At 46.3% G+C, this 23,744-nt stretch carries 23 protein-coding genes; 8 read left to right on the top strand and 15 right to left on the bottom strand.

What is annotated here, in order from left to right; all coding sequences use genetic code 11:
• Nucleotides 1-166: 166 nt before the first annotated feature.
• Nucleotides 167-2,377: a DNA helicase II gene (gene uvrD, locus ACXAC1_RS07325; protein WP_475060404.1), complete on the bottom strand. Its 2,211-nt coding sequence runs from the start codon at nt 2,375-2,377 to the stop codon at nt 167-169.
• 167 nt (nt 2,378-2,544) lie between these two features.
• On the opposite strand from uvrD, the gene ACXAC1_RS07320 reads away from it, so the two are divergent.
• The 3 genes from ACXAC1_RS07320 to ACXAC1_RS07310 all read left to right on the top strand — a co-directional run bounded on the left by ACXAC1_RS07320 (nt 2,545) and on the right by ACXAC1_RS07310 (nt 4,919).
• The gene (locus ACXAC1_RS07320) at nt 2,545-2,739 is read left to right on the top strand and encodes a PA3496 family putative envelope integrity protein (RefSeq protein WP_475060401.1); all 195 of its coding nucleotides are present in this window, start codon (nt 2,545-2,547) and stop codon (nt 2,737-2,739) included.
• A gap of 264 nt (nt 2,740-3,003) precedes the next feature.
• Complete coding sequence (locus ACXAC1_RS07315) at nt 3,004-4,200, top strand: amino acid aminotransferase (protein WP_475060399.1); 1,197 nt, start codon at nt 3,004-3,006, stop codon at nt 4,198-4,200.
• Nucleotides 4,201-4,280: 80 nt separating this feature from the next.
• Nucleotides 4,281-4,919 (top strand): DsbA family protein, encoded by a 639-nt coding sequence (locus ACXAC1_RS07310; protein WP_475060396.1) that lies wholly within the window; start codon nt 4,281-4,283, stop codon nt 4,917-4,919.
• Nucleotides 4,920-4,951: 32 nt separating this feature from the next.
• On the opposite strand, the gene ACXAC1_RS07305 is transcribed toward ACXAC1_RS07310, so the two are convergent.
• Nucleotides 4,952-6,709: a GntR family transcriptional regulator gene (locus ACXAC1_RS07305; protein ID WP_475060393.1), complete on the bottom strand. Its 1,758-nt coding sequence runs from the start codon at nt 6,707-6,709 to the stop codon at nt 4,952-4,954.
• Nucleotides 6,710-6,872: 163 nt separating this feature from the next.
• Between ACXAC1_RS07305 and ACXAC1_RS07300 the strand changes: the two genes are divergently transcribed.
• From ACXAC1_RS07300 to ACXAC1_RS07285, 4 genes are all read left to right on the top strand, one after another.
• Complete coding sequence (locus ACXAC1_RS07300) at nt 6,873-8,090, top strand: aminotransferase class V-fold PLP-dependent enzyme (RefSeq protein ID WP_475060390.1); 1,218 nt, start codon at nt 6,873-6,875, stop codon at nt 8,088-8,090.
• Nucleotides 8,083-8,475 (top strand): SufE family protein, encoded by a 393-nt coding sequence (locus ACXAC1_RS07295; protein ID WP_475060388.1) that lies wholly within the window; start codon nt 8,083-8,085, stop codon nt 8,473-8,475. Before ACXAC1_RS07300 ends, ACXAC1_RS07295 begins: the two co-directional genes overlap by 8 nt.
• A 179-nt stretch (nt 8,476-8,654) precedes the next feature.
• Nucleotides 8,655-9,371 carry a tetratricopeptide repeat protein gene (locus ACXAC1_RS07290; protein WP_475060385.1) on the top strand — a complete coding sequence of 239 codons (717 nt, stop codon included), beginning with the start codon at nt 8,655-8,657 and terminating at the stop codon, nt 9,369-9,371.
• Nucleotides 9,372-9,388: 17 nt separating this feature from the next.
• Nucleotides 9,389-10,162 (top strand): hypothetical protein, encoded by a 774-nt coding sequence (locus ACXAC1_RS07285; RefSeq protein ID WP_475060383.1) that lies wholly within the window; start codon nt 9,389-9,391, stop codon nt 10,160-10,162.
• Between the two features lie 902 nt (nt 10,163-11,064).
• Here the strand turns inward: ACXAC1_RS07285 and ACXAC1_RS07280 are convergent.
• The 3 genes from ACXAC1_RS07280 to tcdA are packed head-to-tail and all read right to left on the bottom strand — an operon-like array spanning nt 11,065 to nt 13,389.
• Entirely contained in the window at nt 11,065-11,655 is a 591-nt protein-coding gene (locus tag ACXAC1_RS07280) for a LysE family translocator (protein ID WP_475060381.1), read from the bottom strand.
• A 51-nt stretch (nt 11,656-11,706) separates the two neighbouring features.
• Complete coding sequence (locus ACXAC1_RS07275) at nt 11,707-12,564, bottom strand: AraC family transcriptional regulator (RefSeq protein WP_475060378.1); 858 nt, start codon at nt 12,562-12,564, stop codon at nt 11,707-11,709.
• Nucleotides 12,565-12,603: 39 nt separating this feature from the next.
• Nucleotides 12,604-13,389 carry a tRNA cyclic N6-threonylcarbamoyladenosine(37) synthase TcdA gene (gene tcdA, locus ACXAC1_RS07270; RefSeq protein WP_475060376.1) on the bottom strand — a complete coding sequence of 262 codons (786 nt, stop codon included), beginning with the start codon at nt 13,387-13,389 and terminating at the stop codon, nt 12,604-12,606.
• A gap of 221 nt (nt 13,390-13,610) precedes the next feature.
• On the opposite strand from tcdA, the gene ACXAC1_RS07265 reads away from it, so the two are divergent.
• On the top strand, nt 13,611-14,351 hold the full coding sequence (locus tag ACXAC1_RS07265) for a TrmB family transcriptional regulator (protein ID WP_475060374.1): 741 nt from the start codon (nt 13,611-13,613) through the stop codon (nt 14,349-14,351).
• Nucleotides 14,352-14,440: 89 nt separating this feature from the next.
• Here ACXAC1_RS07265 and ACXAC1_RS07260 read toward each other — a convergent pair whose 3' ends face one another.
• From ACXAC1_RS07260 to atpB, 10 genes are all read right to left on the bottom strand, one after another.
• On the bottom strand, nt 14,441-16,378 hold the full coding sequence (locus tag ACXAC1_RS07260) for a propionyl-CoA synthetase (protein ID WP_475060372.1): 1,938 nt from the start codon (nt 16,376-16,378) through the stop codon (nt 14,441-14,443).
• A gap of 94 nt (nt 16,379-16,472) precedes the next feature.
• Entirely contained in the window at nt 16,473-16,910 is a 438-nt protein-coding gene (locus ACXAC1_RS07255; protein WP_475060370.1) for a F0F1 ATP synthase subunit epsilon, read from the bottom strand.
• Between the two features lie 175 nt (nt 16,911-17,085).
• Nucleotides 17,086-17,505 carry a F0F1 ATP synthase subunit epsilon gene (locus ACXAC1_RS07250; protein ID WP_133561581.1) on the bottom strand — a complete coding sequence of 140 codons (420 nt, stop codon included), beginning with the start codon at nt 17,503-17,505 and terminating at the stop codon, nt 17,086-17,088.
• Between the two features lie 60 nt (nt 17,506-17,565).
• Nucleotides 17,566-18,942 carry a F0F1 ATP synthase subunit beta gene (gene atpD, locus ACXAC1_RS07245; protein ID WP_475060367.1) on the bottom strand — a complete coding sequence of 459 codons (1,377 nt, stop codon included), beginning with the start codon at nt 18,940-18,942 and terminating at the stop codon, nt 17,566-17,568.
• 28 nt (nt 18,943-18,970) lie between these two features.
• Complete coding sequence (gene atpG / locus ACXAC1_RS07240) at nt 18,971-19,831, bottom strand: F0F1 ATP synthase subunit gamma (protein ID WP_133561577.1); 861 nt, start codon at nt 19,829-19,831, stop codon at nt 18,971-18,973.
• Between the two features lie 78 nt (nt 19,832-19,909).
• Nucleotides 19,910-21,454 carry a F0F1 ATP synthase subunit alpha gene (gene atpA / locus ACXAC1_RS07235; protein WP_133561575.1) on the bottom strand — a complete coding sequence of 515 codons (1,545 nt, stop codon included), beginning with the start codon at nt 21,452-21,454 and terminating at the stop codon, nt 19,910-19,912.
• 36 nt (nt 21,455-21,490) lie between these two features.
• The gene (locus ACXAC1_RS07230; protein ID WP_133561573.1) at nt 21,491-22,027 is read right to left on the bottom strand and encodes a F0F1 ATP synthase subunit delta; all 537 of its coding nucleotides are present in this window, start codon (nt 22,025-22,027) and stop codon (nt 21,491-21,493) included.
• 11 nt (nt 22,028-22,038) lie between these two features.
• Nucleotides 22,039-22,509, bottom strand: a complete 471-nt coding sequence (locus ACXAC1_RS07225) for a F0F1 ATP synthase subunit B (protein ID WP_133561571.1) — start codon at nt 22,507-22,509, stop codon at nt 22,039-22,041.
• Between the two features lie 60 nt (nt 22,510-22,569).
• Nucleotides 22,570-22,827, bottom strand: a complete 258-nt coding sequence (atpE, locus tag ACXAC1_RS07220; RefSeq protein ID WP_055462623.1) for a F0F1 ATP synthase subunit C — start codon at nt 22,825-22,827, stop codon at nt 22,570-22,572.
• A 66-nt stretch (nt 22,828-22,893) separates the two neighbouring features.
• A complete protein-coding gene (gene atpB / locus ACXAC1_RS07215) occupies nt 22,894-23,715 on the bottom strand; it encodes a F0F1 ATP synthase subunit A (protein WP_133561569.1) in 822 nt (273 codons plus the stop codon).
• Nucleotides 23,716-23,744: the final 29 nt, after the last annotated feature.

Below are 23,744 nucleotides of genomic sequence, written 5' to 3'. Positions count from 1 at the left end.
AAGAAGTTTCTTTTAATGCTTTGAAACTGATTAAGCCCTTCCCGTTTGCCTGATTTGCGCTGACGTGTCGAAGCTGAGGCACGAAGCAAAGACGTTGCGCAAGCAAATCAGGTAACGGGAAGAGGCCACCCACTGACTGTGAATGACCCACTATCAATCACCGAATCTACAAAACTTCCAACTTAGCAAAAGACAACACCAACCACTTGGAGCCAGCATCGTCAAAGTTGACCTGAACGCGCGCCTGTGGGCCTTGGCCCTCGTAGTTCACGACTAAACCTTCACCAAAAATCGGGTGCTTCACTCGGTCGCCCATGGAGACATTGGTCTCAGGCACTGTGTGACCTTGCATGATGTTTTGGTTCTGACGCTGAATCGAAGCCGAGTAGTCCGGGCGCTGCATGGATACAGGACGTGCCACTTGTGAGCGTAAGCGGACTTCTTCCAAACATTCTTCAGGGATTTCGCGAATAAAGCGCGATGGGCTGTTGAATGACTCTGAGCCGTGTAAACGACGTGACTCCGCGTAGGTGATGTAGAGCTTTTGCATGGCGCGGGTGATGCCCACATAGCAAAGACGACGCTCTTCTTCGAGACGCCCCGGCTCCTCAAACGACATACGACTTGGGAAGAGGTTTTCCTCGACACCAGCCATAAATACCAATGGAAATTCCAGACCTTTCGCTGAGTGCAAGGTCATAAGCTGCACCGAATCTTGGTATTCATCTGCTTGAGCTTCGCCCGCATCCAGCACCGCTTGATCTAAGAACGCCATCATAGGTGAACTGAATTCTTCATCGGTTTCCAGCCAATTAAATCCGCTGGCAGCATTCACTAACTCTTTTAAGTTTTCTACACGGGCTTCGCCCTTCTCACCTTTTTCCTTTTCGTGATAAGGAATCAAACCCGCCTCAGCGATGATCTGGTCGAAAATATCGCCTAGACCAAGGTCAGGGTTCTGCAACGAGGTCGCCATGCCTTGAATCAACTGCATAAAGCCTTTGATGGCATTGGCAGCACGGGCAGGCATCAGGCTATGCGTCACGATTTGATCGGCAGCTTGCCACATCGAACAGCCTTGATCACGAGCGATCTCACGGATAGTGCCGATACTACGCTCGCCAATGCCGCGCGTAGGTACGTTGATCACACGCTCCATCGCACCGTCATCGTTTGGATCAATCGCTAAGCGAGCGTAGGCCAAAGCATTTTTGATTTCTAAACGGTCATAGAATCTGTGCCCACCGTAGATACGATAAGCAATTTGTTCCCTAACAAGACATTCCTCTATGACCCGTGATTGAGCATTGGAACGATACAGAATCGCCATATCTTTCAATGCGTTACCATCATCACGCCATTTTTTGATGATCTCGATAATAAAACGCGCTTCGTCTTGCTCGTTAAAGCCCGCGTATACCGAAATCGGCTCACCTTCACCACTATCAGTCCACAACTCTTTACCCAAGCGATCATCGTTGTTGCTGATCAAACCGTTGGCGGCTTTTAGGATATGCCCCGTTGAGCGGTAGTTTTGCTCTAGGCGAATCGTGTGTAAGTCTTTGAAGTGTTTGGATAAATTTTGGATGTTTTCAATCTTCGCACCACGCCAGCCATAGATCGATTGGTCATCGTCCCCGACAGCGGTAATGGAGCCTTCCTCTCCCACCATCAAGCGCAACCAAGCGTATTGGATGGTGTTGGTGTCTTGAAACTCGTCTACTAGCACATGCACAAAGCGCTGTTGGTAATGCTTCAGTAACGCTGGATTGGTGAGCATCAATTCATGGGCACGCAGCAGCAATTCACCAAAATCGAGTAAGCCGTTTTTCTCACAGGCTTCTTCGTAGTGATAATACATTTCACGCATACCACGGGAAAACGGATCATGACTATCCGGCACATGCGCCGCACGGCGACCTTCGTCTTTTTGCGCGTTGATAAACCAGCACACTTGCTTGGGTGGCCAGCGCGTTTCATCAATGCTCAACTCACGCATAATGCGCTTCACCAAACGTAGCTGATCATCACTGTCCATGATTTGAAAGCTTTCTTTCAATCCTGCATCGCGCCAATGGGCCCGTAGCAAACGGTGAGCAATACCGTGGAAGGTGCCCACCCACATCCCTTGAGGTGGTACGCCAACCAGCTGCTCGATACGTGCCTGCATTTCCCGCGCTGCTTTATTGGTAAACGTCACGGCCATCAAACTGTAAGGGGAAATTTCGTAGGCGTGCATCAACCAAGCAATGCGATGCACTAATACTCGTGTTTTACCGGACCCAGCGCCTGCTAACACTAGGCTGTTTTGTAGAGGTGCTGCCACCGCTTCCCGCTGCTTATCGTTCAAAGCATCGAGGATAAAAGAAACATCCATTCGTATCCGCCAATAAAAATTTCATAAAAAATAGGTTGATTTTTGACCAGCTTGCGTTTTTTATATCACTGAAGTCTTGATGTCTGTCTATTTTGACTTTTTTCACCTGTCGATGACAGTGATGTGTGCATTTCTGTCATCCGAAATGGACCTGTGAGGAAAAAATGATGAGTACGCCAGCGGAAACTGTTTCCGAAGTTAAAACTGATTTGTTATACGCTTCTATCAGCTTAAAGAAAGAAGAGAACGAACGTCACCAGAAAGAAGACAGTGCAAGGATGTTAAAAGCACGTCGAGCCATCGAAGCTTATCTGGAAGAAAAACGTCTCAATCACGCGATTTCAGACGGCTGGGACGATTAAAACCGCTCCGCTGCACCCATAACAGTCTCTCAGATCACTCTGGGAGACTGGCTCACTTCACCTTAGCTCAACCCTGTTCGGATTGGGCCTATGTCTTTTGTGCACTCAATACATCTCATTTATTGATGTAAATCGTTTACCTTTACACGTTATCTAGGGTTGTTTTTCTAGCGGAAGAGACCTGCTTGGAGTACCATTACGGCTGATTTTTTAAACGTTAACGAATAATAAAAACAGTACTTAAAACCCTTGCGGGGAGTCACCATGTTCGAAAACATTCAAGTTGCACCAGCTGACCCTATTCTCGGCTTAAATGACGCTTATCGTAACGATCCACACCCAAATAAAATTAACTTGGGTGTTGGTGTATACAAGGACGAGCTCGGCGCGACGCCTATTTTAAAATCTGTTAAGCAAGCTGAAGAGCGCTTAGTAGAAACCGAGAAAACCAAAAGCTACTTGAGCATTGAAGGTACCGAAGCGTACCGTCAAGCAGTTCAAGAACTTCTGTTCGGTGCAGATCACGATGTAATTACGAAACAGCGTGCTCACACGGCACAATCTCCAGGTGGTACTGGCGCGTTGCGTATCGCGGCTGAATTTATTAAAAAGCACATGCCTGGTGCAACCGTTTGGGTCAGCAACCCAACGTGGGCAAACCACCAAGCAATCTTCCAATCTGTTGGTTTGGAAGTCGGTAGCTACGCCTACTACGATGCAACGTCTAAATCGCTAGATTTCGAAGCGATGCTAGCCAGCCTATCGCAAGTTCCAGAAGGTGATGTCGTACTGTTCCACGGCTGCTGCCACAACCCAACAGGCATCGATCCAACGAAAGAACAGTGGGCACAATTAGCAAAGCTTTGCAGCAAGCAAGGCTTCCTGCCATTGTTCGACTTCGCTTACCAAGGTTTCGGTGCAGGCTTAGAAGAAGACGCAGCAGGCCTACGAGTGTTCTTGGATCAAGTTCAAGAAATGCTGATCGCAAACTCTTTCTCGAAAAACTTTGGTTTATACAACGAGCGTGTGGGTGCGATTACCGTCATCTGTGAAACAGCAGAACACGCAGACGCAGCTTTCTCACAAGTGAAACGTTGCATTCGAGCAAACTACTCGAATCCGCCTTCTCACGGTGCCGCAGTGGTCACAGAAGTACTTACCAACCCTCAGCTACGCAGCTTATGGGAAATGGAACTTCAAGCAATGCGTACACGTATTCACGAAATGCGTAGCCTATTCGTTAGCACACTGCGCGCGAAAGGCGTTGAACAAGATTTCTCGTTCATCTCGCAACAAAATGGCATGTTCTCTTTCTCTGGCCTAAATCCAGATCAAGTTGCGCAACTGCGCAGCGAATTTGGTATCTACATTGTTGGCTCAGGCCGTATCAGCGTAGCAGGTATGACCAAAGACAATATGGAACCACTTTGTGAAGCCATTGCGAAGGTTCTTGCGAACTAAGTCGTAATCGCTTAATAATGAAAAGCCAGCTAGGCGTCGTCTAGCTGGCTTTTTTATTGTCTCGAATAACTGGAGCAAACATGACCGCTACGTTGATTTACTGCTATGACCCTATGTGTAGCTGGTGTTGGGGCTTTCGCCCAACATGGACCGCCTTACAAAAAGCCCTAGCAAAACGTATCGATCGGGAAGATTTGACGATTCAACCCATGCTCGGAGGCTTAGCACCGGACTCTGATGTGCCCATGCCGATGGAAATGCGTCAGAAACTAGAAGCCACTTGGCAACGTATTGCGTCAGAATTAGGTGCAGAATTTAACTATGACTTCTGGCGTCATACAGAGCCACGTCGTTCAACCTACCCAGCCAATCGTGCCTGTCTCGTAGCACGTGATGAAAATCTAGAAATGGAAATGTATCACGCGATCCAGAAAGCCTATTATTTAGAGGCTAAAAACCCATCCGATCTCGATGTCTTAGCCGATTGCGCAGAGCATATTGGTCTGAGTCGAACAGGGTTTCTCAAGAGCATGGACTACATCAAACAGCACGGACTAGTGGAAGAAGAAATCGAGAATGCGCGCCATCTTGGACTGAACTCATTTCCATCGCTGGCGTTATTGATCGGGGAAAAGCTGATAAATATTCCCATCAATTACCAAGACCACAAGCCTATGCAAGCCCAGATAGAACACTACTTGAAAGAAGCGGATGCCTAACGGCCTCCGCTTCTTTCACATACTTTAACGAACTAACCAAAATCGTGATTAATGAGATCAAGCATCGGGTTATAAACCGTCTTGGTGCTATTCTCTTTTGGTTTCTCTTCAGCATCAGGCTTCTGTGATACTTCGCTATCAGGCGACACTTCATCTTCCTGCTTTAACATCACATCTTCTATAGCAAAATCACTTGGCTCAAGCAGCATGCCCGCCGGCTCAGGTTGCCCACTCTCTTCCTTCTGGTTTGCCTCAGTGACGTCTTCTGCGGCCTCAGTCTCTGCATTGAGTTCATTTTCCTGATAAGTGGTTTCAACTTCCTGCTCTAAGTCTTCAGCAACTTCCGTTTCCATCACTTCGTCAACACTTTGTGTTTCGCTCAGTGCTTCATCAAGCGCTTCAGGCGTCGTCTCATCAGTTTCTACACTCGCTACTGTTGCTTGCTCTTGATGTGCCGCATCAATACAGCTTCTTAACTGTGCAGCAAGCTTCTCAATACCTTCATAGGTCACATTGACCGCTAACCAATGATTAGCTTCAGCTTGCGCAGACAAATAGCTACCAGGTACAAGACCATGACGATGTTTGGCAAACAGCGTTGTCAATTGAGCTTCCGTTAGTGCGATATCGAGTTGCAACCAAAGTGTTAAGCCACCTTTAGTGTTAGCAAAGCGGACCGTATCTCCCAAGGCGCTCTCTAAAAGGCTTTTCGACTTCTCAGCCACTGACCAGATTTGGCGAGCTCGACGCATTAGAGAATGGCGCTGATTAGGCTGCAGCGCATCCATCAGAGCTTGTTGCTGAGGGTCACTCAAAGCCAGATCGGCACATAATAAAGCACCCTCTAAGGCTTGGTACTTACCCGGCAAACACCAAGCCGCATTACGATCTACACCTTTGGACTCAACACCTCCTATGTAGACAATCTGGTTTTTCTCATCCAAGGATTTATAGGTCATTAATGTGCTGGGCTTGTAGCTCAAATGGGACGTCATATCCCATTCAATCGCTGGAATCTCAAGCTGTTGCACGATCGCTAACCAACGGCGCAAACTCAGGTTTGAAATCTCGCTGCCACTAGGAAAACCAAACTGACTTGGGAACACCACCATCTTGATCGCGTCATCACGAAGGCAGCGTACCGCTTCATCCAAATCCACACCACGATCGCCAGCGGCCAGAGTCACGACATCGCGACCTAAACTGATTAAGGTGGAGGTTAAACGAGGATCACACGGCGTAATCACCATCACCGCCTGCCCTACTTGTGTCAGAGTTTGCACTGCTTGGGTATACATGGCGAGTGGTGATCTACCCAGCCAAATCTGTGATGGGTGTATCTGAATAGCTACCTTACGTAAGTGCTCACTAACGGCTTCCCTTACTGCCAAATGCCCCTTTCCAAGAACGGGTAAATCGGTTTCTCCTTGGCGTACACTCGGATGAAGAAAGTCATCACTCTGATCTACTAATGCTGCGCGATGAGACAAAGCCGACCAAGCTAGCTTTTTACTTAACGCTTCGTCAAAACGTACCGCTCGGTCCCCCGCCAATAAGTGCGCATGTTTGACCGTGGGCTTATGACAGACGAAATAGCCCGATTTGGGGCGCGACTCGATCCACCCTTCTTCAGCCAAAATATCATAGCCGTGAATGACGGTGTTCAAGCTTAATTCAAGCTGCTTCGCCAGTTTTCGTAGGGATGGCATCTTATCACCAGGCGATAGCTCGCCTTGGCTCATTTGCTGTAAAAACCAATCCACTACGCCTTTATAAAGAAAGTCCGCCACGGTCTCTGTACCTTTAATTTTAAAATCAAAATAACTGTATGAACCTTAGCGAATAACGCTGAAATGACAAGTGTTTCACCGCTGTAACGTGCAATATTACTGAGATTCACTAAATTTAAGGTACAATTTAGCTCCGTTTTTAGACAGCAGTGGAACCTTGCGTATGGCATTTGATGCAAACACCCTTCGAGCTCAGTTTCCGATTTTACAGTTGGAAGCCAATGATCACCCGTTGGTGTATCTCGATAATGCCGCCACCACGCAAAAACCACAGGCTGTGCTGGATGCATTAATGGCCTATTACACCACCAGTAACGCCAATGTTCACCGTGGTGCCCATTACTTGAGTGATCGCGCCACAGCGCAATTTGAACACGCCCGTGATCGTGTTGCGCGTTTTATTAATGCGGCGGATTCAGACCATGTCATTTGGACTAAAGGCACCACAGAATCCATTAACTTGGTGGCCTATGGTTTGGAATGGTGTCTAAAGCCCGACGATGAGATCCTGATCACCAGTCTTGAACATCACGCCAACCTTGTGCCGTGGCAACAATTGGCGTTTCGTACTGGTGCTCGTTTGCGAGTATTACCCCTAACCTCTAAGGGAGAATGGGAGCCTGAATACGAGCGTTATTTTAATGAACACACCCGTATTTTTGCCTGCACTCAGATCTCCAATGCCATTGGTGTGAAAACACCTATCAAAGAAATGCTCGCTGCCGCGAAAGCCGTCAAGGCCTTTACTCTGGTCGATGGCGCGCAAGCGGTCGCTCACTACCCTGTCGATGTACAAGACTTAGATTGCGACTTCTATGTCTTCTCAGGCCATAAAATGTACGCTCCAACAGGCATTGGCGTGCTGTATGGTAAACCTCATGCCCTAGAAGTGCTGACACCCCTGCAGACGGGCGGCGAAATGGTACGCCATGTGACGTACAACAGCACAGAGTTCAATGTTGTGCCCTATCGCCTTGAAGCAGGCACGCCCAACATCGAAGGTGTTATTGGTATGACTGCAGCCTGTGATTTTCTAGCTAATCAAGATCGAACAGCGATGATTGAATGGGAGCAGAAGCTCGCGCGCTATGTGTATGATGAACTAAAGTTTAATACCTCGATTGAAATCTATTCACCGGCGGCAGACACCACCGTGGTCTCCCTTAGCGTACCGGGCATTCATACATTAGACCTAAACGGTTATCTCGATAGCCAAGGGGTCGCCGTACGTGCTGGTAGTCACTGTGCCCACCCATTAATGGCGCAACTGGGCGTGAGCAGCACCCTACGAGCGTCGTTTGCTTGTTACAATACCCTATCGGAGGCACGCCGCTTCTGTGATGTTTTACTCGAAGCCATTGAGATCCTAGGTGATGACTGATTTAACCCGCGATGCCATTCAAACACGACTGCAAGCCTGCACCAGCAAAGAAGCCACCTTCAAAGAGTTAGTGAGCCTTAGCAAACAGCTTGAGCGCCTAACGGATGCAGACAAAACTGAAGAGAATAAGGTAAAAGGCTGTGAAAGCGCCATCTGGCTGATTGAGCGCCAAGAAAACGGTGTTTGTACCTTCCAAGCGGACAGCGACGCCAAACTGATGCGCGGTGTTCTTATGGTCATCCTGAGCTTAGTAAATGGCCACAGCAAAGCCGAACTACAAACCATGGACTTAGCCGCAGAGCTAAACCAGTTTAACCTTTCCAGCTACCTCACCAGCTCTCGTACCAATGGTGTGTTGGGTATTTTACAGCAGATTCAAAACTGATAATAAAGCGATCTAAAGTCGAGTGGATCTTATTTAAAAACACCATGAAAATAAAATAACCACATACTTGCTTTTTCTTAATGTAAGTAATGGGTAAAGAGTAGGTTTTGTACTACTATTTTTGATTAATTTTTATTATTCTGCGAATCAAAATCTCAAGATCAAAGGACTGATATATAATGATCTATACAAAAAAAAAGCTCTTATTATCTATCTTTATCTCATCTTTAACTCTTTTCTCATCACTTTTATTAGCGAATGACTATTCAAAAATAGCTCTGGCTACTGAGCTATTTTTCTCTGGACAAACAGCTCATTCTAAAGAGCTGTTCACGCAATTAGCAGCGGAAGGTAATGGCGACGCCCACTACTACTTAGCTCTAATTGCAAAAAAGGAGGGCGATAGTCCTGACATAGCGCTAGAGTACCTAAAACACGCTGCGAACGAGGGCAACTCTGAGGCAATGTTTGAAATTGGAAGTATGTATGCAAACGGCGAAGGTGTGAAAAAAGATCTTCTAAAAGCTATGGATTGGCAAAGAAAATCCGAAAGCTCCTCATACAGCTCATTTTCTGATATTTATTACGTGGCTACAGATGGCAATAGTACTGAAACCATAGATCCTAGAACGCTGCTCGAATCTTTAATAAGGGAAGCAGAAATCGGTAACATCACATCACAATACAAAGTAGCAAAAAGCTATGATTTTGGCATACATGGCATTAAAGATGACAACAAATCTATAGAGTGGTATCAAATTGCAGCTGAGAGCGGGCATCGCTATTCACAACAGTTGCTGGGGTACTTCTTCTGCCGTGGCATTTATGTCGCTAGAAATATTAAAACAGCAAATGCTTGGCTCACTAGATCCAACAGTGATGCTAAATGTAAATAACAAGGAAGGTATAAAAAATGAGATTAGATGACCAACTAGTAACAGAGCTAAAAAGACAAGAGCAGGTAATCCAAGTTATATCACTAGACATACTTTTAGAAGCATACACTAGAAACCAAAATAGAATAAAAACTGGATCAGGGTATGTTGCGCCATTAATGGACACAAAAACTGTCAAAAATCTTATAGAAGAATTTGGATTTAAAGCAGAAAAAGTAGTAATTAAGCAATATGCTGATGGAAAAAAGTACGTTGTTTTTCGGGGTTATGCGGGCAACAGAGAGGTATTTACTGGTACTCGTTACCTAATCGATAATCCCAAAGTAGTAAGAATGGCAATTGGCCCTAAAGGAATAACTACGTCTGTAAAAGGAGGGACTGTTGTCACTGCAATTCTTTTCGTAGGAATAGAGGTTTTTGACTACCTTATTAGAGATACAGCAACATTATCAGATCTATTAGGTACTGTTACAGGAGATTTAGTTAAGTTAGGCATTAGCTCTATTGCTGCTGCCGTTGCTGGCTGTGCGGTAGGATCTGCAGCTATCGTTGGATCCATTGCGGCTGGCCCTTTAATAGCTGCGGTTGCTGTTGGTATTATTACAGGACTGGTACTTGAGGAAATTGATAAGCATATTGGTGCTACAAATGCTCTTATTAAAGCATACGCGAGAATGGGTATAAGCTTACGAGAGATAAAATCTGATATTAATAGAAACCTTAACTTTTTAGAGCGGAACCCACAGTATATTCCGTGCTTATTTGGGCCTTGCTCTGTAAGAGGATACTGATGCCCCTTAAATTAGCGAAGTGTATTTTTATTTTCTTAATATGCATATCTATACCTGCTGCACTCTTTCCTTTTTATGAATTTTTTAGGGTAATAATTGCTACGCAAAATCATGAAAGCCAGATAGAGTTTGATAGCGGAATATTCTTCTTATTCTTGATGTCGGAATTTTGGTTATTCTGCTTTATTGAGTACTCTGGAATACATCGAAAGTATCCGGTATTCATAAAAAAATATGCTGCGAAAATGATTATATATTGGTTTATTGCATCTCTGGCATTAGCTTACACGGCCCCTTATCTCCTAGTTAAGCAACTAGAGCGTAAAGGCTATCAGAAGTGTGCCGTAGAGCCTTATCCTTCTAGGATCTCCAGAGGGGAAGCTAAGCTATATAAATTTAGTTGCGATTAATAGGCTTTTTCACCCGTTGCTATGGGAAGATGCGAACAAGTTTTTCACGGAGAATCTATCTTTTCTATCCTATTGAAATTGCATGTAATTATTTATTCAAAGGCACCGTGATTTTAACTTATTCGCATATTTCTTACGTAACCATCATGGCAACACTTTTATATCATAATGCCGAGCATGATAAGTCAAGAGCTATAAAAGAGCTGATACAGAAAGGGATATTAAGGGTATCAGATGTTTGAAGTAATGAATTTTTTAACTTTAGCCTTGTTTCTAGCAATTTCTATATATAGCTTAAAAAGAGCTTATAATGAGAGGCATTATATCTTTGGCGAAAATAAGCCTGAGCACTCTCAAAAAGTTATTTATTCATATTATTTTGGCTTAGCTATAGGCTTGCCTACAGGCTATTTATATAACCTAAATTTTTTAGAGTGGGCTTTAATCATTATTTTTATTACGGTATTTTTTTATTTTCTAATCTCTACTACTTTATTTCTGAAGCATAAAACCACTGACTCCAAGTCCGATAAATAACAATCCCGTAATTCGATTAATAAGTACGATATGGTGTTTCAATAGATGAGACACCTTATCAATCGCCAATGATGTCAATACATGAATGATCAAGGTAATCACTACCAGCTCGATGGTGAGCATAACCGCACATGCCGCGAAATGCTCATTTGAGGGAATAAACATTGGAAAGAGCGCCCCGAAGAATACTAAGGTTTTCGGGTTCAATAATGAAATCAGTACGCCATTTTTAAAGCTGTAACCCTGTGCGGCAATGGTTATTTCACTTTTGGCATAATACAGCGCCTTACATCCTAAATAAGCAATGTAAGCGCTGCATAACCAGGTCATTACCTGAAACGCCATTTCACTGGAATGAATCACCGCCAGTAACCAAGTATTCGCCAATACCGAGGCCAATATGAGCCCTGTCGCAATACCAAAGATCACAGGCAAAGTCCGACGAAGATTATGATTAATACTGTTGCTCACCACCGCTAAACCGCCAGGGCCTGGGGAGGCAGCAGACGCCAAACAAACGGCTAAAAAGGCTAATTGGCTTTCCATAATGCTCCCGTTGATCAATTAAGACCGTTAGAGTAAGTCGGTCACACAATCTTATCTTGTAAAAAATTGCTGTTGGTAAGCGCTTGGTGAAATTCCCATGGCACTGACAAAGGCCTTGCTGAAGTGACTTTGATCGTGAAAGCCGCAATTCAGGGCCACATCAACCGCACTGATACCGCGTTTAAGTTGTGCTCTGGCGTGGTTTAAGCGCTGTTGGATTTGGTATTGATGAGGCGTTAGCTGATAGCAGCGTTTGAACTCTTTGATTAAATGAAACTTACTGATACCAGCCTGCTCTGCAACAACCTCTAGAGAAAGCTTTTGCTGATAGCAATCTGCTAAAAGGTCTCGCACGAACTCGATATTCGATTGTGCTTTGCTGAATGTCGGCATACTGCTGTGTTGGCTTTCTTGTAATAACAAGTTCACCAGTAGCAATTCCCACTGTTCTTCGATCTCTAATGCACTCGCATTATGACGGATCTTATCTAGCAAGCTCTGCATTTGTAGACTTAAACGCCCATCGCTGATGACACTTTGACGAAAATGCGGCGCTTGATAAGCACCGAACAAGGATTGGTTTAATGAGCTCATACGCTCTTCAGACGGATACAACGCACGATAACGCCAGCCTTCTCCTTTACCCTTAGAGCCCGTGTGTAGCTCATCTGGTGCCACGACTGAAAGCTGCCCCGGCAAGGCGTTATGGCTCGCGCCACGATGACTAAAATGCATTACACCCGCATCCACCACGGAGATCACAAAACCTGCGTGGGCATGTTTACCGAAGACCGTCTCGGTAAACTGCGCTTCAATCATTTCCAATCCGCCTAAAGTTTGGCTAGTAGAAACATTGCAGTATTCGTTGGCGTGCATCCAGCCTCCAAGGTAGAGTGGTGTTAGTGCCACACTACCAGCTTAGTAGAGAACGCTCTTGTAAAAAATTGCTTAGGATTGATTCGCTTTAAGTGCAAGCTTCTCTAACACTCGCCCTACTGCAACAAAACCAAAGGTGGCGGTGACGACGGTGCTGGAGCCAAAGCCCGTTTCGCAGTTCATCTTGGTTTCTGTATCCCCTTTCTCACGGGTTTCGCACACTGTACCGTCTGTCTGTGGGTATTTCAGTTGCTCCAATGAGTACACACATTCGATTTCGAAGCGTTTTTTGGTATCGCGCGGGAAGTTATAGTTTCGACGTAAGAAGTTACGCAGCTTAGCTGCCAGCGGGTCTTGCTCGGTACGAGATAAATCCGCGATCTGTACTTTAGTTGGGTCGATCTGACCACCCGCGCCACCGACGGTAATCAGCTTACGCTTATTGCGCTTACACCAGGCGATCATAGCGGCTTTTGGCTTTAAGCTATCAATCGCATCAATGATGTAGTCAAACGGCTGATTCAAGAGCTCAGGCACGTTATCCGTGGTGATAAAGTCTTCCACGCAGTTTACTTGGCAGTTTGGGTTGATCAACTTAATACGCTCTGCCATCGCGTCCACTTTGGCTTTACCAATGGTGCCATCTAGCGCATGAATTTGGCGGTTGATGTTGGTGACACAAACATCGTCCATATCGATCAAGGTGATCTGACCAATGCCAGAGCGTGCTAACGCTTCCGCGCACCATGAGCCAACCCCACCAATACCAATCACACAAACGTGGGCTTGCTGGAAAAACTCATAGGCTGTTTGACCGTAAAGGCGGCTAATACCGCCAAAACGCTGATCATCACTCACTCTTGAACTCCTTGCAGAATCTCACCAATGAGGCAGAATGTTGGCTTAGTTAGGCAGAGTCTAGATATGGCAAGCACAACGCCCAAGGATGGGCGTGTCCGCCCTTCGCGGACATGGACGTCCGTAGGGCGGTGCTGTCATATCTAGGCGAGCACACACTGAGGTCTACACTTCACCACTCTTTTGGGTGGGTTCTACATCTATACGATTAATTAGGGTTTATGCTGCATCAAGTCTTAGAACAACTTGGCCTTACCGAACGTGAGACCATTCTTTATCAAACCTTGCTGAAATTGGGGCCAGCTTCGATTCGTGATATCGCCGAGCAAGCCGGGGTCAACCGCGGTTCTGCCTACGAGTCGTTGAAGCAGCTGCAAAGCAAAGGGGTCGTCAGCTATTTTCCGAAAGGTAAACGCCGTTTCTTTATGGCGGAGAACCCTGAGATTTTGCTTAATCTCGCCGAAGAGCGTAAGCAAAACATCGAGAAAACCATCGACTCGCTCAAGCACACTATTATTCCAAGCTTGGTGCAGTCCCAGCCGACTTTCCATCATACCGATGTACGTTACTATGAAGGCGATGATGGCATCGAATGGGTATTGCGCGATATTTTAAACGTGGTGTCTCAGCAAGACCATAAGGAATACAGCGTATTTTCCTCGAAACCGATCCGTCCTTATCTATATCGCCCCTTTCCAACATACACCAAGCAGCGTATTAAGCTGGGCATCAAAGTAAAAGTTATTGCGCTTGGGGACGGTGGTGAAGACGCTGAGCTATCGGAGCGTAAGTGGATCAAAACCGAAGACAGTGTCGACGCCAGCTATATCGCTATCTATCCGCCGAAGTGTGCCATCATTTCTCTAGCGCGAGATAACTTCCCTTCTGCCGTGGTATTGGAATCAAACGATATTGCCAAAGCCCAGCAGATTATTTTCGATACCTTATGGCGTTTGTTGTAAAGAACCTTAAAAAAGCCCGAGCATTCACTCGGGCAACAGTGGAATAACATGGCTAGGCCATGTTGGCTTGCTTAAAAAGCGCTTTTTTTTCAGCCAGCGAGCTGGTCGACGATTAAGCCCCGTTCAGCCATCAGCTCTTGGATATCATAGATGCTGTTGGGGTCGTCAATCGTCGATGGGATAGTGAACTCTTCACCGGAGGCGATCTGGCGCAATAGCTTACGTAGGATTTTACCGGAGCGGGTTTTCGGTAAACGCGGCACCACCATAGCGATTTTGAAGCAAGCTAAAGCACCGATTTCTTGGCGCACTAAGGCTACCAACTCTTCTTGGATACTGTCTGCTTGATCCTCGTAACCATTTTTCAAAAGTACCAAACCTAACGGTAACTGCCCTTTGAGGTCGTCGTTAATCCCGATAACACAGCACTCTGCAACGGCATCGTGCATGGCTACCACTTCTTCCATTTCGCCGGTTGATAAACGATGGCCTGCCACATTAATCACATCGTCGGTGCGCCCCATAATAAAGACATAGCCGTCTTCATCAATATAACCGCCATCGCCCGAAGTGTAGTAACCTGGATAAGCTTCTAAGTAGCCAGATTTAAAGCGCTCCATATCGCCCCAAATGGTTGGTAAGCAGCTTGGTGGTAGCGGACGCTTTAGCGCAATGCTGCCCTGCTCCATCGGCGGTAAAGGCTCCCCTTGGTCATCCAGTACCTGAACTTGAAAACCAGGAGAAGGCACTGTCGAAGAGCCTGGTTTGGCGATTTTCATTTCAAGGCCGATCGGGTTCGCGCAGATCGCCCAGCCGGTTTCTGTTTGCCACCAGTGATCAACAATGCACTTACCAGTCACCGCTTTGGTCCACTCATAAGTGGGTGGATCTAGACGCTCGCCCGCCATAAAGATTACTCGAAGGCCAGCAAGGTCTTCTTTGTTGAGCAGTTCTGCGTTGGGATCTTCTTTACGAATGGCACGAAAGGCGGTTGGCGCGGCGAACAGAGTTTTTACATCATACTCTTTACAGACACGCCAGAACTCCCCCGCATTGGGCGTCATAATCGGCTTGCCTTCGTACATCAATGTCGTGCAACCATAAATCAGCGGACCGTAGACAATGTAAGAATGCCCCACTACCCAACCCACATCGGATGCCGCCCAGAAAACTTCTCCTGGACTCATGTTGTAGATGGCTTGCATAGAATAATTGAGTGCTACGGCATGGCCACCGTTATCACGCACCACACCTTTTGGCTTACCTGTCGTACCAGAGGTATAGAGGATATAGAGCGGATCTGTGGCTTTTACAGGGGTACAGTCAGTCGGGGTTGCCTCGCTCACCGCATCGCTCCAGTCAATATCTCGACCTTCTTTAAGCTTTGCAAGTTGTTGTTCTCGCTGATAAACAATACAAGCGTTTGGCGTGTGATCAGCTTGTTTAAGAGCTTCGTCAAGTAATGGCTTATAGGCGATGACACGACAAATTTCGATGCCACAAGACGCGGTGACGATGACTTTAGGCTTGGCATCGTCGATACGGACCGCAAGCTCATGAGCAGCAAAACCACCAAATACCACGGAATGTATAGCACCCAGACGAGCGACAGCCAGCATGGCGATTAAAGCTTGGGGGATCATGGGCATGTAGATAACAACGGTATCGCCTTTTTCGACACCTTGCTGTTTCAGCGCACCAGCAAACAAAGATACTTCATTAAGTAGTTCTTGGTAGCTGTAAGTCTTCTTCGTATCGGTGACGGGAGAGTCGTAGATTAGAGCCGCTTGCTCGGCACGGCCATTCGCCACATGGTAATCGAGCGCTAAGTAGCAAGTATTTAACTCGCCATCGGCAAACCATCGATCCATGCCCTGTTCGTCCTGAGATAATACTGTTTTCGGGAATTTAAACCATTCCAAGGCTTGAGCTTTTTCACGCCAAAACACCTCTGGCTCGGCGCAGGCTAGTTGATATTCTATTTGATATGACATGCAGGCAGACCTTTTATGTTTATTCTTTGCCAAACTCAGATTGTTGACAATCTGAAACGTCAGAATCAAATATAGACTAAATATTAGCCAAAAAATCTAATACTAAAGGCTAATTTTTGGATTTTGTTTATTTTTTGTCGACAAAGTGTCCTATTTTACGACTTTGCTCAATCGCTTTAATACGTGCCGTTGCTTCGTTCAACTCTTTCAAAGCTCGAGTATGGTCTAGGTCATTACTCGAAGAGCCTAAATGCTCCTCTGCATGCAGCTTAGCAGCCAGTGCTTCTTCCATATCCAGCTCACCCGCACGTTCCGCAAAGTCCGCCAATAAAATGACTTTGTGGGGCTGCACTTCCATAAAGCCACCTGAAATAAAGATCATGTCCTCACTGCCATCTTCTTTTACCAAACGCGCACTGCCAGCTTTTAACATGGTGAGAAGCGGTGCATGACCTGGGAAGACACCAACCTCGCCAAGCTCCGCTGCGACGACTATATAGCGTACGGGACTGGAAAACAGAGTACGCTCGGCACTTACGATGTCACATAAAATGGTACGGCTCATTAAAACTCCCTTTTACTTAATTAACTTGCGGGTTAATTGGAATGCATAAATCCTTCCAAGTTTGGTCAATGTACTCCAAATACTCACATATAATGTGACCATTAAAAGGATTATCAAAAACGGCAGGCATAAAAAAAGCAGCCAATGGCTGCTTTTTAGGACTGAAGCGTCGCGATTATTTTACGTGACGGTATTGTTGGATAGTACGTAGACGAGCTACGGCTTCCGCCAATTCAGCCGTTGCACGGCTGTAGTCCAAATCAGATTGTTGCTGATTCAACAGATCTTGAGCGTGTTTCTGAGCTTCAAGTGCTGCTGCCTCATCAAGATCGTCCGCGCGAATAGCGGTATCTGCTAAGACAGTTACACGGTGTGGCTGAACTTCTAGGAAGCCGCCAGAAACGAAGATAACTTCTTGTTCACCGTTTTGCTTAATCACACGAACAGGGCCTGGTTGCAACGTAGTCAACAAAGGCGCGTGACCTGGGTAGATACCTAGATCGCCATAACTACCTGCAGCCACAAGAGTCTCAACAGAACCTGAGAAGATCTCTTGTTCAGCGCTTACGATATCGCATTGTACCGTGATAGCCATAAGTTGCCTCTTTCAAGTCAGGCGTTGCCAGCGAGCCGTAACTCGCTGACACTGCGTGGATTAAAGTTTCTTAGCTTTCTCAACCGCTTCTTCGATGCTACCGATCATGTAGAACGCTTGCTCTGGAAGCTCGTCGAATTCGCCGTTTAGGATGCCTTGGAAGCCACGGATAGTGTCTTTCAAAGAAACGTATTTACCTGGAGCACCAGTGAATACTTCCGCAACGAAGAAAGGCTGAGACAAGAAACGCTGGATCTTACGAGCACGGTTTACTGTCTGCTTATCTTCTTCAGATAGCTCGTCCATACCTAGGATCGCGATGATGTCTTTAAGCTCTTTGTAACGCTGAAGTACTGTTTGTACGCCACGTGCTACATCGTAGTGCTCTTGACCGATTACTAGTGGATCAAGCTGACGAGAAGTAGAGTCTAGTGGGTCGATTGCTGGGTAGATACCTAGCGCAGCGATGTCACGAGACAATACAACTGTTGCATCCAAGTGCGAGAACGTTGTCGCTGGAGATGGGTCAGTCAAGTCATCCGCAGGTACGTATACCGCTTGGATAGACGTGATCGAACCAGTCTTAGTCGACGTGATACGCTCTTGAAGTACACCCATCTCTTCTGCAAGAGTTGGCTGGTAACCTACCGCAGAAGGCATACGACCTAGAAGTGCTGATACTTCAGTACCCGCTAGTGTGTAACGGTAGATGTTGTCGACGAAGAATAGTACGTCACGGCCTTCATCACGGAATTTTTCCGCCATTGTAAGACCAGTTAGTGCTACACGTAGACGGTTACCTGGTGGCTCGTTCATCTGCCCGTATACTAGAGATACTTTGTCGATTACGTTCGAGTCAGTCATCTCGTGGTAGAAGTCGTTACCCTCACGAGTACGCTCACCTACACCTGCGAATACAGAGTAACCGCTGTGCTCGATCGCGATGTTACGGATAAGCTCCATCATGTTTACGGTTTTACCTACACCGGCACCACCAAACAGACCAACTTTACCACCTTTCGCGAAAGGACAAACAAGGTCGATTACCTTGATCCCCGTTTCTAGAAGTTCGTTACCTGATGATTGATCAGCGTAAGATGGAGCTTCACGGTGGATAGACCAACGCTCTTCTTCACCAATTGCGCCTTTCTCATCGATCGGGTTACCTAGAACGTCCATGATACGACCTAGAGTTTTTGTACCAACAGGCACAGACACAGGCTTACCAGTGTTTTGAACTTCTAGATTACGCTTAAGACCTTCTGTAGAACCCATGGCGATAGTACGTACGATACCGTCGCCTAGCTGTTGTTGAACTTCCAACACCAGCTCTTTACCCTCGATAGTGAGGGCGTCGTATACTTTTGGCACATTGTCGCGTGGGAATTCCACGTCGATTACCGCGCCGATAATCTGTACGATTTGTCCGCTACTCATGTTCGGATCCTCTTAATACCTTGATACCTTAAACCGCTGCCGCGCCGCCAACAATCTCAGAAATTTCCTGAGTAATGGCTGCCTGACGTGCCTTGTTGTATACCAACTGCAACTCATCAATGATGTTGCCCGCGTTGTCGGTTGCGTTCTTCATAGCCAGCATTCGAGCGGCTTGTTCACACGCAATGTTTTCAACAACGGCCTGGTACACCTGAGATTCGATGTAACGAACCAAAAGATCGTTTAGGATCTCGACTGCATCGGGTTCGTACAAGTAGTCCCAGTGGTGTTTCAGTTCTGCATTTTCTTCTGCTTGTAGCGGCAAAAGTTGCTCGACATTTGGTTTCTGAGTCATTGTGTTAACGAACTCGTTAGACACCATAACTAGACGGTCGATGCGACCTTCATCAAACGCATCCAACATAACTTTAACACTACCAACCAAACGTGACGCTTCAGGCGCATCACCTAGGCCAGTTACTGCCGCAGCTACATTACCACCGTAGTTTTTGAAGAAAGACACAGCTTTTGAGCCAACAGCACAGATCTCAATTTCAACCCCTGCTTCAACGTATTGCTTCATGTCTTTGATCGCAGCTTTAAACGCGTTTACGTTCAAGCCACCACACAAACCACGGTCACTGGATACGATGACGTAACCAACTCGCTTGATTTCACGCTCGGTTAGGTAACGGTGCTTATACTCAGGATTCGCGTTAGCCAAGTGACCAATCACTTGACGAATACGATCTGCATACGGACGAGAAGAGGCCATACGATCCTGAGCCTTACGCGTTTTACTCGCAGCAACTTTTTCCATTGCGCGGGTAATTTTTCGCGTATTGTTAATGCTCCCAATCTGAGCGCGTATCTCTTTTCCGACTGCCATATTAGACCTGCCCTTGTGAGAATGTTAATTCACAAACTGCAGAGATGATTGGTGGCTGGCACGCCAGCCACCAAGTCATTACCAAGTTTGTGTCGCTTTAAACTTCTCAATCGCTGACTTAAATGTACCAGCGATTTCGTCGTTGTAATTACCAGACTTGTTGATGTCTTGCATCATCGCACTGTGTTCGCTGTTCATGTAGCTCAACAATGCTTTTTCAAAGCTAGCAATTTTGCTTGTATCAACATCTGCAAGGTAGCCTTCGTTGGCAGCGTAAAGAATTACGCCCATGTCACCTACTGACATTGGACTGAACTGAGCTTGTTTCATCAATTCAGTTACTTGCTTACCGTGCTCAAGTTGCTTACGAGTCGCATCATCAAGGTCAGAAGCGAACTGAGCGAATGCCGCCAATTCACGGTACTGAGCTAGAGCAAGACGGATACCACCACCTAGCTTCTTGATGATCTTAGTCTGCGCTGCACCACCTACACGAGATACCGAGATACCAGCGTTCATCGCAGGACGGATACCGGCGTTGAATGAGCTAGTTTCTAGGAAGATCTGACCGTCAGTGATAGAGATTACGTTCGTTGGTACGAACGCAGATACGTCACCACCTTGAGTCTCGATGATAGGTAGAGCAGTCAAAGAACCTGTTTGACCTTTAACTTCACCGTTAGTGAATTTCTCTACGTATTCTGCGCTTACGCGAGACGCACGCTCTAGTAGACGAGAGTGCAAGTAGAAAACGTCACCTGGGTAGGCTTCACGGCCTGGTGGACGACGTAGTAGCAATGAGATTTGACGGTAAGCCCAAGCTTGTTTCGTCAAGTCATCAAATACGATCAATGCGTCTTCACCGCGGTCACGGAAGTATTCGCCCATAGTACAGCCAGAGTATGGAGCCAAGAACTGCATTGCTGCAGGATCAGCGGCACCCGCTACGACAACAGTGGTGTATTCCATTGCGCCGTTTTCTTCAAGCTTACGTACTACGTTAGCGATAGTAGATTGTTTCTGACCGATCGCAACGTACACACACTTAATGCCAGAGCTTTTCTGAGCAATGATAGTGTCGATTGCTAGAGCGGTTTTACCGATCTGACGGTCACCGATGATCAACTCACGCTGACCACGGCCGATTGGCACCATTGAGTCAATCGCTTTGTAACCAGTTTGAACTGGCTGATCAACGCCTTGACGAGCGATTACGCCTGGTGCAACTTTTTCAACTGCATCAGTCATTTTCGCTTCTACTGGGCCTTTACCGTCTACTGGGTTACCTAGTGCGTCAACAACGCGACCAAGTAGCTCAGGACCTACTGGTACTTCAAGGATACGACCAGTACATTTTGCTTTTTGACCTTCTACAAGGTCTTGGTAGTTACCTAGTACTACGGCACCTACAGAGTCACGCTCTAGGTTCAATGCCATACCATAGACACCACCAGGGAATTCAATCATTTCCCCGTACATTACGTCAGCTAGACCGTGGATCAATACGATACCGTCTGCAACGCTGACAATTGTGCCCTCATTCTGGGCATCTGAAGACACATCAAGTGACTCGATGCGCTTCTTAATGATCTCGCTGATCTCAGATGGATTCAGTTGCTGCATGCTAAATTCCTCAACCCTGGTTTCACAGATGAAACCTTAGGAGTTTATCGCTTCGGCCAGTTTCGCCAGTTTTCCGCGTACTGAACCGTCGATGATTAAATCACCGGTACGGATTACCACGCCACCAATAAGGCTTGCGTCTGTTTCACTGCTTAAATTGACGTTACGGTCCAATTTTTTACTCAGTGAAGCGGCCAGTGTTTGCTCTTGTTCTGCTGATAACGCAAAAGCGGATGTGACAACCACATCAACTGCTTTTTCGTAGTTCAGTTTGAACTGCTCAAATAACTCAGAAATCGCTGGAAGAAGCGTTAGACGCTTATTCTCAGCAAGACCTAACAAGTAAGCCTTGCCTTGCTCAGTGACTACTTCGTTGCACACTTCCGCTAGAGCTGTTGCCTTCTCTTGCGCACTAAAAGCTGGGTTCTGAAGCGCTTCGTTTAGCTTGGCTTCTTCTGTAGCAGTAGCCAATATGCTTAGCATATTGGCCCACTCAGCTACTTGGCCTTGCTCACGAGCGACTTCAAAAGCGGCTTTGGCGTATGGTCGCGCGACTGTTTTTAATTCAGCCATAGGACCCTCGCTTATAGCTCTTTGGCGAGTTGTTCAACGATCTCGCTGTGTGCTTTTTCGTCAACGCTGGCGCCCAAAATCTTCTCTGCACCGGTAAGAGCTAGAGCTGAAACTTGAGTACGTAGTGCTTCTTTAGCACGTACAACATCTTGTTCAATCTCTGCTTGAGCTGCATCACGTAGGCGTTTGCCGTCTGCTAGCGCTTGCTCTTTCGCTTCATCAATGATTTGGTTAGCACGTTTGTTGGCTTGTTCAATAATCTCGGCCGCTTGTTCCTTGCTTTCACGTAGCGTTTGAGTAGCTTTTTCTTGAGCTAGCTCTAGGTCACGTGAGGCGCGGTTAGCTGCTTCCAAACCGTCCGCGATTTTCTTGCTACGCTCTTCGAGCGCAGCAATCACTGGTGGCCACACAAACTTCATGCAGAACCACACAAAAATCGCAAACGAGATAGCTTGGCCTATTAGTGTGAGATTAATATTCACGCAAATATCCTCGCTCTAGTCGTTCAAAATTAATAATTCACTTTTCGTCAAAGCGAAATATTAGCCAGCAACCTGAGCAATGAATGGGTTTGCGAAAGTGAAGAACAATGCAATACCAACACCGATCATTGTTACGGCGTCAAGAAGACCCGCTACGATGAACATTTTAACCTGAAGCATTGGAACCATTTCTGGTTGACGCGCAGCGCCTTCCAAGAATTTACCACCAAGTAGACCAAAACCAATCGCAGTACCTAGGGCACCTAGACCGATAAGAAGGGCTACAGCAACAGCGGTTAGACCAACTACAGTTTCCATTTTAACTCCTAATTTTCACAGTTTTTAAGATTTCAAGGTTTAAAAAATCGTTATTACAACGCGATCTTAGTGATCTTCGTGCGCCATACTCAAGTAAACGATGGTCAGCATCATGAAGATGAATGCTTGCAGTACGATTACTAGAATGTGGAAGATCGCCCAAGGCACAGACAGAGCCCATTGAATGCCCCATGGCAAGATCGCGATCAAGATGAAGATCAATTCACCAGCGTACAAGTTACCGAAAAGTCGTAACGCTAGAGAAACTGGCTTAGCAAGAAGACCAACCCCTTCCAACAGTAGGTTGAAAGGCATCATCCATTTGCCGAAAGGCTGTAAAGTCAACTCTCCAACGAAGCCGCCTAGGCCTTTTACTTTGATGCTGTAGTAAACAATCAAAACAAAGACAGAGATCGACATACCAAGAGTTGCGTTCAAATCTGTAGTCGGAACCACACGGAAGTATGGTACGCCTAGCAATGATGCTAGGTGCGGCAAAAAGTCTACCGGTACCAAGTCCATAAGGTTCATCAAGAAGACCCAAACAAAGATCGTCAGTGCCAAAGGCGCGATGACTTTGTTTTTACCGTGGAATGTTTCTTTGACACTCTTGTCAACGAATTCCACCATTAGCTCAACGAAGTTCTGAAGACCAGAAGGTGTATCTACCGATACTTTCTTCGCTGCTTTACGGAATAACCATAGGAATAGGATACCTAGGCCGATCGAGAACAACATCGTGTCCAGGTGAATCGCCCAGAACCCCATTGCCGCAGCTTCTTCAGCACCGTGGGCAATGCCCCACGAACCATCAGGATGTTGACCAAAGGTCAAATTCTGAAGGTGGTGCTGTATGTAGCTTGACGCTGTGAGATTTTCACTTGCCATATTTACATCCACACTTTTTCAATGATTAA

The organism is Marinomonas sp. AWM4_232 (genome assembly GCF_056158325.1).
This window is presented reverse-complemented; position numbering and strand designations above follow the sequence as displayed.